At 46.3% G+C, this 16352-nt stretch carries 13 protein-coding genes; 9 read left to right on the top strand and 4 right to left on the bottom strand.

Translation table 11 applies throughout. From position 1 onward, the window contains the following. The first annotated feature begins 216 nt into the window (after positions 1-216). The 5 genes from G3570_RS12560 (at position 217) to G3570_RS12540 (ending at position 9437) form a co-directional block, all read left to right on the top strand. Entirely contained in the window at positions 217-1101 is an 885-nt protein-coding gene (locus tag G3570_RS12560; protein ID WP_165142898.1) for a cyanophycinase, read from the top strand. Between the two features lie 266 nt (positions 1102-1367). Beyond that, entirely contained in the window at positions 1368-4487 is a 3120-nt protein-coding gene (locus G3570_RS12555; RefSeq protein WP_165142896.1) for a WD40/YVTN/BNR-like repeat-containing protein, read from the top strand. An 88-nt stretch (positions 4488-4575) separates the two neighbouring features. Next, on the top strand, positions 4576-7683 hold the full coding sequence (locus G3570_RS12550) for a VPS10 domain-containing protein (protein WP_249067074.1): 3108 nt from the start codon (positions 4576-4578) through the stop codon (positions 7681-7683). A 48-nt stretch (positions 7684-7731) separates the two neighbouring features. Further along, on the top strand, positions 7732-8646 hold the full coding sequence (locus tag G3570_RS12545) for a ketopantoate reductase family protein (protein WP_165142892.1): 915 nt from the start codon (positions 7732-7734) through the stop codon (positions 8644-8646). A gap of 305 nt (positions 8647-8951) precedes the next feature. Further along, entirely contained in the window at positions 8952-9437 is a 486-nt protein-coding gene (locus tag G3570_RS12540; RefSeq protein ID WP_165142890.1) for a metallophosphoesterase, read from the top strand. Positions 9438-9549: 112 nt separating this feature from the next. Here G3570_RS12540 and G3570_RS12535 read toward each other — a convergent pair whose 3' ends face one another. The 3 genes from G3570_RS12535 to G3570_RS12525 form a co-directional block, all read right to left on the bottom strand. Continuing rightward, complete coding sequence (locus tag G3570_RS12535; protein ID WP_165142888.1) at positions 9550-10548, bottom strand: isocitrate/isopropylmalate dehydrogenase family protein; 999 nt, start codon at positions 10546-10548, stop codon at positions 9550-9552. Positions 10549-10652: 104 nt separating this feature from the next. Next, a complete protein-coding gene (locus G3570_RS12530; RefSeq protein ID WP_165142886.1) occupies positions 10653-11639 on the bottom strand; it encodes a zinc-dependent alcohol dehydrogenase family protein in 987 nt (328 codons plus the stop codon). 151 nt (positions 11640-11790) lie between these two features. Beyond that, the gene (locus tag G3570_RS12525) at positions 11791-12222 is read right to left on the bottom strand and encodes a DoxX family protein (RefSeq protein WP_165142884.1); all 432 of its coding nucleotides are present in this window, start codon (positions 12220-12222) and stop codon (positions 11791-11793) included. A gap of 134 nt (positions 12223-12356) precedes the next feature. Here G3570_RS12525 and G3570_RS12520 point away from each other — a divergent pair, with 134 nt between their 5' ends. From G3570_RS12520 to G3570_RS12505, 4 genes are read left to right on the top strand one after another with little or no spacing between them, the layout of a single operon-like run. Further along, positions 12357-13781, top strand: a complete 1425-nt coding sequence (locus G3570_RS12520) for a DASH family cryptochrome (RefSeq protein ID WP_165142882.1) — start codon at positions 12357-12359, stop codon at positions 13779-13781. Between the two features lies 1 nt (position 13782). Continuing rightward, positions 13783-14031: a DUF3253 domain-containing protein gene (locus tag G3570_RS12515; RefSeq protein ID WP_165142880.1), complete on the top strand. Its 249-nt coding sequence runs from the start codon at positions 13783-13785 to the stop codon at positions 14029-14031. Between the two features lie 11 nt (positions 14032-14042). Further along, positions 14043-15524 (top strand): FAD-binding domain-containing protein, encoded by a 1482-nt coding sequence (locus tag G3570_RS12510; protein ID WP_165142878.1) that lies wholly within the window; start codon positions 14043-14045, stop codon positions 15522-15524. Next, the gene (locus G3570_RS12505) at positions 15524-15724 is read left to right on the top strand and encodes a DUF2256 domain-containing protein (protein WP_165142876.1); all 201 of its coding nucleotides are present in this window, start codon (positions 15524-15526) and stop codon (positions 15722-15724) included. Before G3570_RS12510 ends, G3570_RS12505 begins: the two co-directional genes overlap by 1 nt. Here the strand turns inward: G3570_RS12505 and G3570_RS12500 are convergent. Further along, positions 15721-16320: a DJ-1/PfpI family protein gene (locus G3570_RS12500; protein WP_165142874.1), complete on the bottom strand. Its 600-nt coding sequence runs from the start codon at positions 16318-16320 to the stop codon at positions 15721-15723. The two genes, G3570_RS12505 and G3570_RS12500, sit on opposite strands and share 4 nt — an antisense overlap. Between the last annotated feature and the right edge of the window lie 32 nt (positions 16321-16352).

The following is a 16352-nucleotide window of genomic DNA, read 5'->3' as shown; positions in this document are numbered from 1 at the left end:
ATCCCTGTTAGTCTGTAATCGGTTCAGATAAATAGCTGAACCGATTTCTTTGGTAGTTTGATACAGGGCAGTTATTTGGGTTCTCAAAATATAAATAGGGATTCTAACACATGAGCATTGTCAAAAGTACTGATGTGTCAAGATATTTCATTAGAGATGAGAACTTATTAAAACTGCTGTTATATTTTTCAAAACCTGAACAACAGAAAATTTATTATGATTTTGTATATGAAGAAGGTATTTGGTCTACTTTTGATTGGCATTTTCCTTGTATTAAACTACACCGGAAATGGCGGTCAGGATGAGCCTGCTAGTTTGGATAGCTCTAAGGCAAAAGGCAAATTGTTTATAATCGGTGGTGGAAGCCGCTCTGATACTCTGAAAGATATCATGATCTCCGAGTCCAATTTGGCAAGTGGCGGTTATGCGGTCGTACTACCAATGTCCAGTTCCAACCAGGATACGGCTGCCTATTATGGTATTCTGCAGTTTAGTGAAAGGGATTACCCTGCTTCAGCCTTCACTTTCGGAGCGGGTGATCAGGTTACCCCGGCCCGGCTTGATTCCTTGCGCAATGCAGCTCTAATATATATCCCGGGTGGTGTTCAAAGTCGGTTTATGGATGTCATCAATAAGAATCCCGAAATTGAGCGGGCCGTCAAAGATGCTTACCGGAATGGGGCTTTAGTCGCAGGAACCAGTGCGGGGGCTGCCATCATGAGCAAAATTATGATTACCGGGGATCAAAAAAAGTATCCTGAATATACACCGACATATTATCATCTTGAAAAGGATAACATGATTACTGAAGAGGGAATGGGATTGTTGACCGGGGCGATAGTAGACCAGCACTTTGTAAAACGCGGACGAAATAACAGACTTTTAACAGCCGTGATGGAATATCCCGACCATATTGGAATAGGTATTGATGAATCTACGGCTATAGTAGTTGACGGAAATAAGATTAAAGTGGTGGGTGAATCTCAGGTACTGGTCTATAGAAATAATTCGGGCAGTGCAATTACAAAGGAGGGGAAGCTGGGGGCCCGGGATATTGGTCTAGATATATATTTACCAGGGGATACTTTTACCCTTCGTTAGGGTCGGTTTACCAATGTATAGAAAACCGCCCGGGGTATCCATGCTTTTCTAAAAATATGGATGTTATCTCTTATGAACCGGGTCCATCGCCCGCAGGACTCATTTCCTGATACCAGTTCATAAGGTTTCCTTTCGGTATTTGCCGTTGTTCCTCTTATGTCCAAACAGGCACACCATATTGTAATTAAGTGCAAATTTTCCTTGCTATTCACGATGGAGGGCAGGTTATTTTAAGAGAATATCAGTAATAAAAAATAGGGGATGCAATGGTATATAGTATGCGGCAAGCTTGTTTTTGGATAAGATTGTTATCAATAGGGCTTCTTTTTAGTGCCGGTACCTCGAATGGTCTGGCACAAAACACTCCGAGCATTGACCAGAGCGTGCTGCAGGCTTTTGACTACCGTTTAATCGGGCCTTATCGCGGGGGAAGGGTAACTACTGTAGAGGGGATTGCCGAAAAACCTTCCACATTCTATATGGGCACCACAGGGGGTGGGGTATGGGTTAGCCATAACAATGGGGAAAACTGGAAGAATATTACCGACGGTTTCCTCAATGTGGGTTCTGTCGGTGCTGTTAGCGTTGCACCTTCCGATCCCAATGTCATTTTTGTTGGAACTGGTTCGGCATGTCCAAGGGGTAATGTATCAATGGGTGATGGCATCTATAAGAGCACTGACGCCGGGAAAACCTGGCAGCATTCGGGTTTGCCTGATGCCGGATTGATAGGAGATGTCATCATAGATCCCCTAGATCCTGACCGGGTGTATGTCGCCGTGCTTGGTAATATTTTCGGTCCCAATCCGGAGCGCGGGGTTTATCGAAGCATTGACGGTGGGGATAACTGGGAAAAAATATTATTCGCCGACGAAAAAACCGGAGCTGTGGATATTGCAATAAATCCGGATAACCCCAGGATACTCTATGCAGCCATGTGGCGTACCGAACGCAAGCCATGGACGCTTATTGATGGAGGAGATAAAGGCGGGATCTGGAAGTCAACTGACGGAGGGGATACCTGGCACAAGTTGGGCGGCGGCTTGCCCGATGGGATACTCGGTAGAATAGGGGTTGATGTATCGGCTGCAAATCCCGATCGCGTATGGGTACTGGTAGAAACAGATGAAGAAAAAGAAGGCGGTTTATACCGTTCGGATAACGGGGGAGAAACATTCAGCCGCATAAACCGCGAACACAAGCTGCGTGCGCGGGCTTGGTATTATAACCATGTGCATGCTGATCCCAATGATCCCGAAACCGTGTATGTATCTAACGCAGGGTTTTATAAATCGACCGACGGCGGAAAGAGCTTTGAAACTATTTCTACCCCGCATGGCGACAACCATGCGCTATGGATTAATCCCGACAATTCTTCGATCATGATTAACGGAAATGACGGGGGCGCCAATGTCTCGGTTGATGGAGCAAGAAGCTGGTCTACACAGCTGAACCAACCGACGGCAGAATTCTACCGGGTCACTGTAGACAATCAATTTCCCTATCGGGTGTATGGTGCCCAGCAGGATAACACCACGATATCGGTACCCAGTTTGAATCCGGGTGGCATCACACCTAAACAGCATTGGTTTGAAGCCGGGGGTGGAGAAAGCGGTCATATCGCTGTGGATCCGCGTAATCCGGATATCATTTATGCCGGAAACTATATCGGAATTATTACGCGCATGGACCGGGGAAAAGGTCATACCCGCAATGTGGTTGCTTATCCGCAGCTGCATGATGGTACCGCACCCCGGGACATCAAGTATCGTTACCAGTGGAATGCCCCGATTCGAATATCACCCCATGACCCTGATGTGTTATATCACACCTCGCAATATGTTCATAGGTCAAGCAACGGCGGTCAAAGCTGGGAAGTAATCAGTCCGGACCTAACCACGAATAATGATGCCTATCATGATATACCGGGAGGGCCTGTTCAATATGACCATACCGGTGTTGAGCTCTACACTACCATTTTTGCATTTGAAGAATCGCCGCACAAAGCCGGGGAATTTTGGGCGGGCAGCGATGATGGCCTGGTTCATATTTCCAGGGACAATGGGGAAACCTGGACGGATATTACCCCTGACGGTATGCCGGATGAGGGAACGGTCAATATGATAGATCTTTCTGTTCATCAGCCGGGAAGAGCGCATATTGCCGTCTATAAATACCGGGAAAATGATTTTCGCCCCTATATATTCAGAACCGATAATTATGGAAAGAATTGGGAACTGCTGACGGACGGGTCTAATGGCATACCCGATGGCCATTTCACACGGGTTGTACGTGAAGATCCCCAAAATGAAAATATTCTATTTGCCGGTACAGAAAAGGGCATGTATATATCTTTTGATGCAGGATCCAACTGGATGTCTTTTCAACAGAATTTGCCGGTGACCCCAATTACGGATTTACAGATCCATCGCAATGATCTGGTAGTGGCCACGCAGGGACGTTCTTTTTGGATCATGGATGATCTTTCAGTACTTGAGCAGGTTGTTGCGAAAGGCAACTCAGATGCTATCATTTTATTTGAGCCTCCAACCGCTCTACGTACACAACTTAGTGGTTTTAGTGGAGATGGAGCTCCTGAAAATCCACCAAAGGGAGCCCGCATATACTACCGGCTTCCGGTTGAATCGGACTCAGTTGCTATTGATATCCTGGACAAACAGGGAGAAAAAGCCTACTCGGTTAAAAAGGAAGGGAAGGCAGGTATTATGAAGGTGGAGTGGGACCTAACCTACCCTAAGCCGGAAGTAGTGGATGATGCGGTAATGTCACTAAGCTATACCGGCGGTCCTTCGGCACCTACCGGCATGTATACGGTAAGGCTTACCGCAGGGGATGTCGTTCTGGAGGAGAATCTTGAGATTACTAAGGACCCTCGATGGACAGAAATCAGTGATAGAGATTTACAGGACCAATTTGACCTTTCAATTGCGATCAGGGATGAGCTCACGAACATTAATGATGCCATCCGTACTATCCGGAGTGCAAGAAAGCAGCTAAAAGACGGGAGTAAGCTTGCAGTAGCAGCCGGGTATGATTCCATACTTATTACCAGAGCAGATACGCTGGCTGGAAAGTTAACCGCTTTAGAGCACCAGCTTATTCAGACCCAAAATGAAACGGGCCAGGATCCGATTAACTACCCGCCAAAACTCGATAATCAGATAGCCTATCTCTATACCGTGGTGCACGGGCAAGGTGCTCGCCCGACGGAGGGTTCATACGAGCGGTTTGAGGACTTAAAAGCTGAAGCCAAAATTTACTATCGTCAACTGAACTCTTTAAAAAAAGATATCGAAGCCTATAACAGGCTGGCAGATGAAACCGGGGTTCCAAAAGTGATACTGGTTCCGGATAAAAATCAGTAATAATGTTAGAAATGAAAGCTCAAATGAGGAAAAGAATATGAATTACAGGGCGCTGCCAATTTTAATTTCACTTATCCTAATTCTAGTCTTGGGTATAACGCAGAGTTTTGCTCAGTCACAAACAGATGAACCCCGTATAAATCCTGAGTTGCTTAAGGCTTTGGAATATCGGTCCATCGGTCCTTATCGCGGAGGGAGGGTAACTGCTGTTGCAGGTACATCATCCAAACCTTTCACATTTTATATGGGCTCTACAGGAGGAGGTGTTTGGAAAACGGAAGACGCGGGAGAACGGTGGACTAATATCAGTGACGGATTTTTTGAAGCGGGATCTATAGGCTCGATAACAGTAGCTAATTCAGATCCTAATGTTATTTATGTAGGAACCGGTTCAGATGCGCCCAGGGGAAATATATCTGCCGGAGTCGGTATGTATAAGAGTACGGATGCGGGAAAAACCTGGAAGCATGTCGGGCTGCGTAATGGCGGACAAATCGGTGAAATCCAGATACACCCTGAGAATCCTGAACTTGTTTATGCAGCTGTTCTTGGTAATATATTCGGACCGAATTCCGAACGCGGAGTTTACCGTTCTAAGAACGGGGGCAAGAACTGGGAGCAAGTATTGTCGCTCAGCGACAGTACGGGTGCGATCGATGTAGAAATGGATCCGACCAATCCAAGAATCTTATATGCCGGTTTTTGGAGAGCTGAGCGAAAGCCGTGGACACTTATTGACGGGAGTACCGAAGGTGGTGTTTTTAAATCAGTTGATGGAGGGGATTCATGGGAAAGGGTACATGGCGGGCTGCCTGATGAAGGTATACTAGGCAAAGTAGATATTGCCATATCGCCTGCTAATCCCGATCGTATCTGGGTAATGCAGCAGGCCAAAGCAGAGGAGAAGGGTGGTCTTTATCGCTCGGATGATGGGGGAAAAAACTGGAAACGGGTCAACAGAGAGCATAAGCTGCGGCAGAGGCAGTATTATTATACGCATCTTTTTGCAGACCCGATAGATGAACATACCGTTTATGTACTGAATACCGGTTTTTATAAATCAACAAATGCCGGTGAGACTTTTGAACGCATTTCAGTTCCTCACGGTGATGTCCATAGCTTGTGGCTGAATCCTGATGATCCTGACATCATGGTTAACAGTAATGACGGAGGTGCTAATGTAAGCCTGAATGGCGGGAAGACCTGGACTACACAGAAAAATCAGCCTACCGCCGAATTTTACCGGGTGGAGGTAGATAACCGTTTCCCTTATCGTGTTTATGGCGCCCAGCAGGATAACAGTACTATTTCGGTACCCGGCAAACCGCAGGGAGACATAAGTTCCGAGCAATATTGGTACTCTGTGGGAGGAGGGGAAAGCGGACATATTGCCGTGCATCCCGAAAATCCGGACCTGGTATATGCCGGAACGTACAGTGGGGAGATAACCCGTTTTGACCATACTATCGGTCAGACGTTGCAGATGACCCCCTATCCGCACTATACCGAAGGAACCAAAATGACGGATCTTAAATACCGGTTTCAGTGGAATTTTCCGATTGAGATATCACGGCATAATCCCGATGTAATTTATATCACTTCACAGTATGTGCACCGATCAACCGACGGCGGTTTTACTTGGGAGGTTATCAGTCCCGATTTAACTACAAATGATCCCAAGTATCTGGATCTGATTCCCGGCGGACCCGTACAGCATGACGCCACGGGCGTAGAAGTCTATTGCAGCCTGTTTTCTTTTGCGGAGTCAACTCATGATGGAGATGAACTTTGGACCGGAAGTGACGATGGCTTAATACATCTTAGCCGGGATGGCGGGGAGACCTGGCAGGACATTACTCCCAAAAACATGCCGCAAGCGGGTACTGTTAACGCCATCGAACTTTCGATGCATAATCCCGGTACAGCCTATGTTGCAGTTTATCGCTATCGCCGGGCAGATTTCAGGCCGTATGTTTTTAAGACGGACAATTACGGCAAGAGTTGGAATCTAATAACGAACGGGAAAAACGGTATTCCGGCTAATCATTTTGTACGTGTGGTAAGGGAAGACCCCGATCGCCAGGGACTGCTCTATGCCGGTACCGAATTCGGGATGTATTTCTCAATGGATGACGGCGAGCATTGGCAATCATTTCAGCAAAACTTGCCGGTAACTCCTATCACTGATCTTAAAGTTCATGAGAAAGACCTGGTTGTGAGCACCCAGGGCCGTTCATTCTGGATTTTGGATGATTTGAGTCCCCTGCATGAAATGGAAATCAATGCAGAAGACAACGGACACAAGCTTTTTGTTCCAAGGGATGCCTACAGGACCCAGTTAAGTGGATCAGGCGATAGCCCGGGACCCGATCCCTATCCCACCGGTGCACTGATATATGCTGTGCTTGCAGATGACTATAAATCTGAAACGGTGAGTCTTGAAATACTGGATGAGTCCGGTCAACCGGTCAGGACCTATTCTACCGAAACGAAAGAAGATGAAAAAGCAGAGACCTTGAAAGTCAAGGCCGGCTTGAATCGATTTGAATGGGACCTTACCTATACCGGACCATTTACGGTACCTGATTTGGTAACTATGGTAATGCGCAACCCGGCAAGGGGGCCGGAAGCGGTACCTGGTACCTACCGGGTCAGGTTAAATGTAGGAGACTGGTCTGAAACACGGTCCTTCGAGCTTCATGCAGACCCTCGCTGGAGTGCTACGACGGAAGAGCTCAGGCAAACGTTTGAACTGGCAACAGATATCGCAGATAAGATCAGCAGCTTTCAGCATACTATTGAGGAGTTGCGTTCAGCCCAAAATCAGATTCAGTCTATAGCTGGGGATATACAGAACCGCGATTATGCCGGGGAGGTACAAGAACAGGCCAATAGTCTTGCTGATAAGTTAAAAGCACTTGAAGAAGAGTTTATCAATGACGAGATCGAAAGCGGACAGGATCCTATTGGTATGGAACGCCGATTGAGCAACCGTATGGGAAGATTGTACCAGGTGGTGAGAGGGCATGACGCACAACCTACGGGCGGGATGATGGAACGACATGCCGATCTTGTGGAAGTCTACGAACATCTGATGAACCGCTACAGAACGCTGGTTAGTGAAGATGTCAAGTCATTTAATGAGTTGTTGAATAAACATGGGGTTCTCCATGTACGAATTCCGCAGAATAAGTGATCAATTATTTGTTCGTAAGAGGAGTTAAAAAAGAGATAACCGTAAAGAATGATTGATTTTCAACACATAATGGTGATGGGTGCCGGTGCCGTTGGCGGTTATTTCGGTGGATGTATTGCCGAAAAAACTGAGTCGGAAGTTACTCTCATTGCAAGGGGAGCTCATCTTGAAGCGCTAAAGCGAAATGGGCTGACAATACGTGATAAGGAGGGTGACCGAACAGTTAAGGTCCGTGCATTCAATGACCCGACGCGGGCGGATGTTCCCGATCTAATTTTGTTTACCGTAAAAAGCTATGATACGGAAACAGCCATTAAACAGATCGAACCCGTGGTGTCGGAACGAACCCAGATTCTTACCCTTCAAAATGGCATAGAAAACTATCCCCAACTTGTACAGTTTTTTGGTACCGGGCATGTAATGCAGGGGTTTTGTAAAATCGGAGCCGGTGTTCCTGAGGCGGGAGTGGTTACTCACAAGGCATTCGGGAGCATCACTTTAGGCGAACAGGACGGAATGTTAACAGAACGCATCACGGAAGCAGAGTTGCTGTTTCAAAAAGCGCAGATTCCGGTTCGGATCTCCAAGAATATAACCCGCGAAGTTTGGCTCAAATTCACCTGGAACTGCATCCTGAATATGCTCACAGCAATTGCTGATGTCACTGTGGATAAAATTTTCGAACAAAAAGAAGGCGAGCAACTAAGTTACCGGTTGTTTGAAGAGATTCAGATAATCGCCGCAGAAGAGGGTGTGGCACTTACTGATGAGGACGGTCAGAATATCATTGAATCTTCCCGAGAGCTGAAGGGATTTGAGACCTCCACCTACCAGGACCGGCAAAAAGGCAAGAAAATGGAGTATGAAGCCTTCACGGGAGCTTTGGTAAGGCTGGCTGAAAAGCATAATCTATCTATCCCTCACAACCAAACGATCTATGCTCTGTTGAAGGTGATTGATTAGGGTTAAGGGAGAATGGAGTCTCAGGATAATAAAGCGAGGCTGGTTCCAATAAATAGCTGGTTCAAGCGTCCACGCTTGAACCGTTAAAGCTTGCAAGCGTGGACGCTTGCAAGAGCCTTGGTTGGGGTTATATGGGAGTACTTAATCTGATAAATATGCCTTATTAACGGGAGCAGAGCTCCCTAAAAACTTCAAAATTTGGAATAATGTTATAATCCTACATGTTCCAGTAACCAGTAACCAGTAACCAGTAACCAGGTCTACTACGCTTAGAAACATGCTTCGTAGAATAAATAATCTATATTATGTTAATCGGACTTATTTCGGATACGCACGATCATATACCTAATACAGAGAAAGCCGTTCAGCTTTTCAAAGATAGAAAGGTAGACTTGGTAATTCATTGTGGTGATTTCTGCAGTCCTTTTATGATTCCACTTTTTGAAGGACTGCACTTGGAAGCAATTTTCGGTAATAATGACGGCGATAAGTATTTGCTGATGAATAAGTGTGCTGAAATCGAGGCAGACCTGGAAGGGGAGTTTTTCGAACTTCAGGCAGATGATCGACTACTGGCTGTTTACCACGGTACCTACGCAGAGTTAACCGAAGCCCTGCATCATTGCGGGAAGTACGATGCGGTCATCAGTGGACATACCCACGAAACGGTTCAGAAAAAAGTTGGCAAGACCCTGGCGATCAATCCCGGAACGGCCAATGGGTTCGACGGAAAGGCTACCATAGCCTTCTTGGAGACTTCAGATATGAGTGTGGAGTTTGTGAATCTATAATGCCGGTAAAGCCATACCCAAGTTTAGTAAAGCTTTCTTAAGGCGTGTAAAAAAAACTTCTAATTACGGAGCTTTACTAAACTTAGTGTTGAGCTAAACTTTGAACGGTCTCCTACAGATTATCGCACACAGCCCTGGTATAGGTCTCCGTGCTTCCTGATCCACCGATATCGGGAGTGCAGACTGATTTGTCGGCAAGGGTTTTATAAATCGCATTCCTGATATTTTTTGCAATACGGTTCTCTCCTATATGTTCCAGCATCATCAACGCAGATAAGAGGAAGGCCGTCGGGTTTGCCTTATTTTGACCGGCGATATCAGGTGCAGATCCGTGAACCGCTTCAAACATGGCAGCATCGTCACCTATATTTGCAGCTCCTGTCAGTCCCAATCCGCCGATGAGTCCGGAAGCCAGATCGGAAAGGATATCCCCAAAAAGGTTCGTGGTTACAATGACATCAAATTGCTCGGGCCTCATCACCATTTGCATGGCCATATTATCAACAATGAGATCCTCAAAATGGATATCGGGAAACTCTTTTGCTACATCATGCCCCACTTCAAGGAATAGTCCGCAGGTGTATTTAAGAATATTGGCTTTGTGTACCAGCGTCAGCTTGTGACGGTTATTATTTCGCGCATATTGAAAAGCAGCGCGAATGATTTTTTCACTGGCTCTGCGGGTAACAACGGCAATACTTTCCGCATGAGAGTTCTCTTCCACCCATTGTTCCTTACCGATATAAAGACCCTCGGTGTTTTCCCGGAACATGACAAGATCTACTTTGTCAAATCGTGACTCAATATGGGGAAGGGTTTTGGCGGGACGGATATTGCTGTACAGTTGAAGCTCTTTGCGAAGGGCTACATTGACCGAGCGAAAACCCGATCCCACCGGGGTAGTCAAAGGCCCTTTCAGAGCCAGTTTATATTCTTTCAAAGCCTCCAGCGTGTCATCAGGCAATGGGTTTCCAACCTCGTCATAAGCTTCCAGGCCTGCTATATGTTCCAGCCAGTTTATTTCAGCGCCGGCTTCTTTTAGAATAGTCGTTACCGAATCGGTGATTTCAGGTCCGATACCGTCTCCGGGGATAAGTACAATGTCGTGCATGAATATTTGGTTCTGAAAATTTGAATTTCTGAAATTATGAAGGGCCGAAAATACAAATTATTACGCCCATTATCATCAAATGTATTTATACCAGCAAGCTATACTCAGGAGATATGAAGTACTGCTGAGCCCTCAAAGTTGCCCTCCCTCAGATCTTGCAGGGCTTCATTGGCTTTTTCCAGGGGGTAGACGGTAACTTTACTTTCAATAGGTACTTTTGGAGCCAATTCAAGAAATTCGGTGCCGTCTTTACGGGTGAGATTGGCAACCGATTCAACGGATCGCTCTTCCCATAATATGTTGTAGGGGAAGGAAGGAATATCACTCATATGAATTCCGGCACAAACGACTTTACCTCCCTTCTTCAGAGACTTGAGTGCCTGGGGTACCAAGGGACCTACCGGGGCAAAAATAATGGCAGCATCCAGTTTGTCAGGCGGCATTTCATTTGAGGAGCCCGCCCAAACAGCGCCTTTTTCAAGTGCAAATTCCTGTGTTTTTGTATCGCCGGGTCGGGTAAATGCATAGACCTTCCGGTTACGGTAGTTTGCTACCTGGGTAAGTATATGGGCAGCCGAACCAAAACCATAAAAACCGATTTTTTCTCCGTTACCGATTTTTCGGAAGGAACGGTACCCTATCAGGCCGGCACAAAGCAAGGGAGCGGCCTGAACTTCGGGATAATCCTGTGGAAGGGGGAAGCAAAAATGGGCATCGGCCACAGCATACTCGGCAAAACCTCCATCTATGTCATAACCGGTAAATTTTGCCCGGTCAAATAAGTTTTCCTGGCCGTTTTCACAAAAATCGCACTTCCCACAGGTTTTACCCAGCCAGGGGACCCCTACTATTTGGCCTTTTTTGAAACCGGTTACGCCATCACCGATTTTTTCTATGGTACCTACTATTTGGTGACCCGGAACCAAGGGAAGTTTTGGGCTGTCAAGGTCACCATCCAGTATGTGCAAATCCGTCCTGCAAATGCCACAGGTCTTTACTTTGAGGAGAATTTGAGAACGGCCGGGCTCAGGTCTCTGTATATCTTTGAGCTTAAGCTTATCTCCCTGCTCTTCCAGAACCATAGCTTTCATAGGCAACCTGCATTTGTTGGATATCACATATTACAACAGCTCTCAGTAGGATATAGTTGCTCTTTAATGGAATAACGCATCAGCTAAATCCGGCAGGCTACTGTATGTGAGACTCCGTTTATTTGTGAGAAAACATTTTCAAAGGGTGGCCTTAATATCTTCGGCGGTTGCGGTTGTTGAGTTTATTATCCAGGCTGTATTCGCCTGCCCCGATAAACAGCATGCCGGTAAAGACGATAGCCAGTTCCACACTGTGAGAGATGTCAGTAAACCCATCACCGGCAGCAATATGACTTGCGGCTGCGACAATCATGACTATTATTAAAAACAGCAGGGCGGGTCGGAAGAAGAGACCAAGCAGCAAAAACAGACCGCCGAAAAACTCAGTAATACTTGCCATGAAACCAAAAAAGACAGGGGCAAAATCAATGCCTATGGATTGCGTTGCGGTTCCCAGGTCCGCCCACATTTCAGGTCCGCCGAATAATTTGGGATAGCCGTGCAGCATCATCATGATGCCGAGACCAATTCTTAGAATTAATATGCCAATATGATGGTAGGGAGCAAAATCTCGTCTTCGCATTTTTAATGTCCTTCACTGTTCAAGCCGTGCCTTATTGGTCGTTCAATGTCATCGTCAGATGACTCACTAATATTCTGAACGCTAACGGTCAATTCTTGTTTTGTAATCACTTAATTTGACTAAAGATTATTTTAATGAGCAAAACACTGCTTTGGTTCCGAAATGATTTGCGAATTCATGATAACGAGGCTCTAAAACGGGCTTCGGAAAGTGAAGAAATGATACCGGTGTATTGCTTTGATCCGCGTCATTTTTCCGAAACATCATTTGGATTCAACAAAACCGGTCCCTTTCGAACTTCATTTCTTATTGAAAGCGTCAGTGATTTGCGAAGCAACCTGAAAGAGCTTGGGGCTACCCTCATTGTTAGAACAGGCAAACCGGAAGAAGTCATACCCCTGATGGTGAAAGAGTACGGCATCGACACCATCTATGCTCACAAAGAGGTCACCAGTGAAGAGGTTCGTGTGGAAGATAACCTTGCTGACAGTGCTGACGTCCCTATTGAATGGTTTTATGGGTCCACGCTCTTCCATCTGGATGACATACCCTATGATTATGATTCCATCCCCAAGGTGTTCACCAATTTTCGCAAACAAGTGGAGAAGAAAAGCAGTGTCAGGGATTTGCAAACACCTCCTGAAAAGCTAAAGATGATAGAGGGAATAAAACCGGGTGAGATTCCTACTGTTCCCGAATTGGGTGTAGAGCCGCAAATAAAAGACGAACGAGTAGTGCTACCATTTGAGGGTGGAGAAACCGAAGCCCTAAAGCGGCTTCAACACTATTTTTGGGAACAGGACCGGTTGAAAAGTTATAAGTTTACCCGCAATCAGCTGCTTGGGGCTAATTATTCCTCCAAATTTTCTCCCTGGCTGGCAAATGGAAGTCTCTCTCCTCGAAAAATATTTCACGAAGTGAAAAAATATGAGGAGGAGAGAAAAAAGAACGTTTCCACCTACTGGATGGTATTCGAACTTATCTGGCGGGACTACTTCCGTTTTTCAGCACATAAGTACGGCAATAAAATCTTTTTTGCCGGAGGAATTCAGGATAAAGGCCGGAATTGGTCGACCGATCGAGAAACATTTCAGCAATGGGCACGTGGTGAAACCGGGATTCCTTTCATCGATGCCAACATGCGAGAACTGAATCAGACTGGCTATATGTCGAATCGCGGTCGTCAAAATGTGGCCAGCTTTTTAGCACAAAATCTGAATATAGACTGGCGTATGGGGGCGGAGTATTTTGAATCCCTACTAATAGATTATGACGTCTGCAGTAACTATGGAAACTGGATGTACAACAGCACGGTTGGACAGGATCCGAGGAATCGCTATTTCAATATTGCCAATCAGGCTGAAAAGTATGACTCCGACGGAGATTACGTAAGACATTGGCTACCTGAATTAAAGAATGTGCCTGATGAGCATATTCATGAACCGCACAAGCTAAGCCAGGAGGAACAAGAGGATGCAGGCATCGATATCGGCGTGGATTATTCTGAACCTATGATTGACCTGGAAGCATCCTATCAGGAGATTAGAAACAGGGAGTGACATGCCGCAGCAAAAAATCATCAAAAAGTCCATTGTGGAACTGGCCAAGCAGCGCGGTAGGGGAAAGACCTTTTGTCCCTCAGAAGCAGCTCGTGCAGTTGAACCGGGTGATTGGAGATCGTTTATGGATGAGGTTAGGGATGCAGCGCTGCAGTTGCGTGAAGAGGGAAAAGTTGATATCGAACAGAACGGAGAGAAGCTGACCGGTGATACGTTCTCCGGCCCGATACGGCTTCGTCTTTCCGGGTAGAAGAAGGCCTGATGGGTAAAGAGAGCATCAATATTGTATGGTTTAAGCGTGACTTGCGTCTTCGTGATCACGCACCTTTAGTTAATGCTTCCAACGAGCAAGCCCCAACCTTACTGCTCTATTTATTTGAGCCTATGCTCATTGAATCCAATCACTATGGCGACCGGCATTGGCGTTTTGTCTATGAATCCCTTGTGGAGATGCAACAGGAACTGCAAGATTACAACCTCAAACTGCATATAGCTTGTCAGGATGCTTCAGAGCTCTTTCGGGATTTAAACCGGATTTATAAGATTAAGTGCGTGTTCAGCCATGAGGAAACCGGCATCGATTTGACCTTTAAGAGAGATAAGAAACTGAAAAAGTGGTTCCGGGAAGAGGGAATTCGATGGATAGAAAGCCCTACCAATGCCGTTCAGCGTGGACTGATGCACCGAAAGAACTGGCGGAGTAACTGGCAGGAGATCATAGATCAACCGGCTGAGGATCCTGGTTTAGGGCTGATTCAGGGAGTCGCCGAATCTGCCAAACTTAAAGATATACTGCAATCCTCCCGGATCACCAAAAGATTTAAGCAGCCAAACCCTAACTTTCAGCAGGGCGGGGAAGCGGCAGCCTGGAACACGCTCAATGATTTTATGTTCGCTAGAGCGAAGAATTATAACAATAATATTTCGGCACCGGGCCCTGCACGATATGGTTGCAGCCGGCTCTCACCGCACCTGACCTGGGGTAATCTATCCATCCGCCAGGTGTACCGCTTTTCAAAAGAATATTATACTGACTCCGGATCGAAAAGAGATCTTCGAAGTTTTCAGTCGCGACTCCGGTGGCACTGCCATTTCATCCAGAAGTTTGAATCTGAGCCGCGAATGGAATTTGAAAACCTGAATCGTGGCTACAACGACTTGCGAGGCAAGGTTGAGAGGGAGAAAGTTCAGGCCTGGAAGATGGGTACCACAGGTTTCCCGATGATTGATGCCTGTATGCGTTCGGTAAAACAAACCGGCTATCTGAACTTTAGAATGCGTGCTATGCTGGTCTCATTTCTGACCCATCATCTCTGGCAGCCATGGCAGACCGGTGCACGATTTCTGGGAAGACAATTTCTGGACTTTGAACCCGGCATACACTACTCCCAGTTTCAAATGCAGGCGGGTACGATGGGGGTAAATACCATTCGTATCTATAATCCTGTTAAGCAGTCAAAAGATCACGATCCCGATGGTTTATTCATCAAGGAGTGGGTACCGGAACTTAAGGATGTCCCTGCAGAACTGATCCACGAACCCTGGCAACTCAGTAGCATGGAGCAGGAAATGTATGATTGTCGATTAGGCAAAGACTATCCCAAACCTATTATCGATGATATCAAAAAGAGCTATAAACGTGCCAGTGAACAGTTATGGAATAAGAAAAAAGAGCAGGAAGTGAAACAGGAGAACAAGCGCATCCTGAATAAACATGTGAAGAAGCGAAGAAAAACGAGCTGATGGCACACAAGAAACCACACCTGCCTGAAAAAATATGTCCGGTATGCGGACGACCGTTTAGCTGGCGAAAAAAATGGGAGAACAACTGGGAAGAGGTAGAATACTGCAGCGAGCGATGCAGAAGGTCCAGGAACCGGATTGATAAAAAAAAGCCCGGCTCTAATGAACCGGGCTACCATATGTATTTCTTTTTTGATTAGACCTTTGCCGGTTCCCGATGGGTGACTTTGGTTCCCAGTACTTCAAGGAAGGCGGCAAGCCACTTGGGATGGCCAGGCCATGCAGGAGAGGTTACCAGTTTGCCATCCACTACCACCTCAGTGACATCTACGTCTTTATAGTTGGCACCGGCAGCCTGCATTTCGGGACCGCAAGCCGGGTAAGCAGTGAGGGTTCTGCCTTCAATGACATCGGCAGCAGAGAGAATCTGCAGTCCGTGACAAACAGCAGCCACAGGTTTGTCTTCCTCAAAGAAGTGGCGAACCATGTCGAGCACGCCGTCTTCCCTGCGAAGGTATTCAGGCGCTCTACCACCCGAAATAACCAAGGCATCGTATTCAGCGGGATTAACATTATCGAATGTAGCATTGAGCGCGAAATTATGTCCCGGCTTCTCGGTGTAGGTCTGATCGCCTTCAAAGTCATGAATGGCGGTTTTAACGGCTTCGCCCGATTTCTTACCCGGACACACTGCATGTACCTTGTGTCCCACCATTTGCAGTGCCTGGAAGGGCACCATGATTTCGTAATCTTCTCCAAAATCTCCGACCAGCATCAATATTTTTCTTCCACTCATAAGGCCTCTTTCTTTAGGTAAAATTCAGTTGA

The sequence above is a fragment of the Halalkalibaculum roseum genome (assembly GCF_011059145.1).
Lineage (GTDB): Bacteria > Bacteroidota > Rhodothermia > Balneolales > Balneolaceae > Halalkalibaculum > Halalkalibaculum roseum.
Note: the sequence above shows the minus strand (reverse complement) of the source record. Positions and strands in the feature narration are given on the sequence as shown.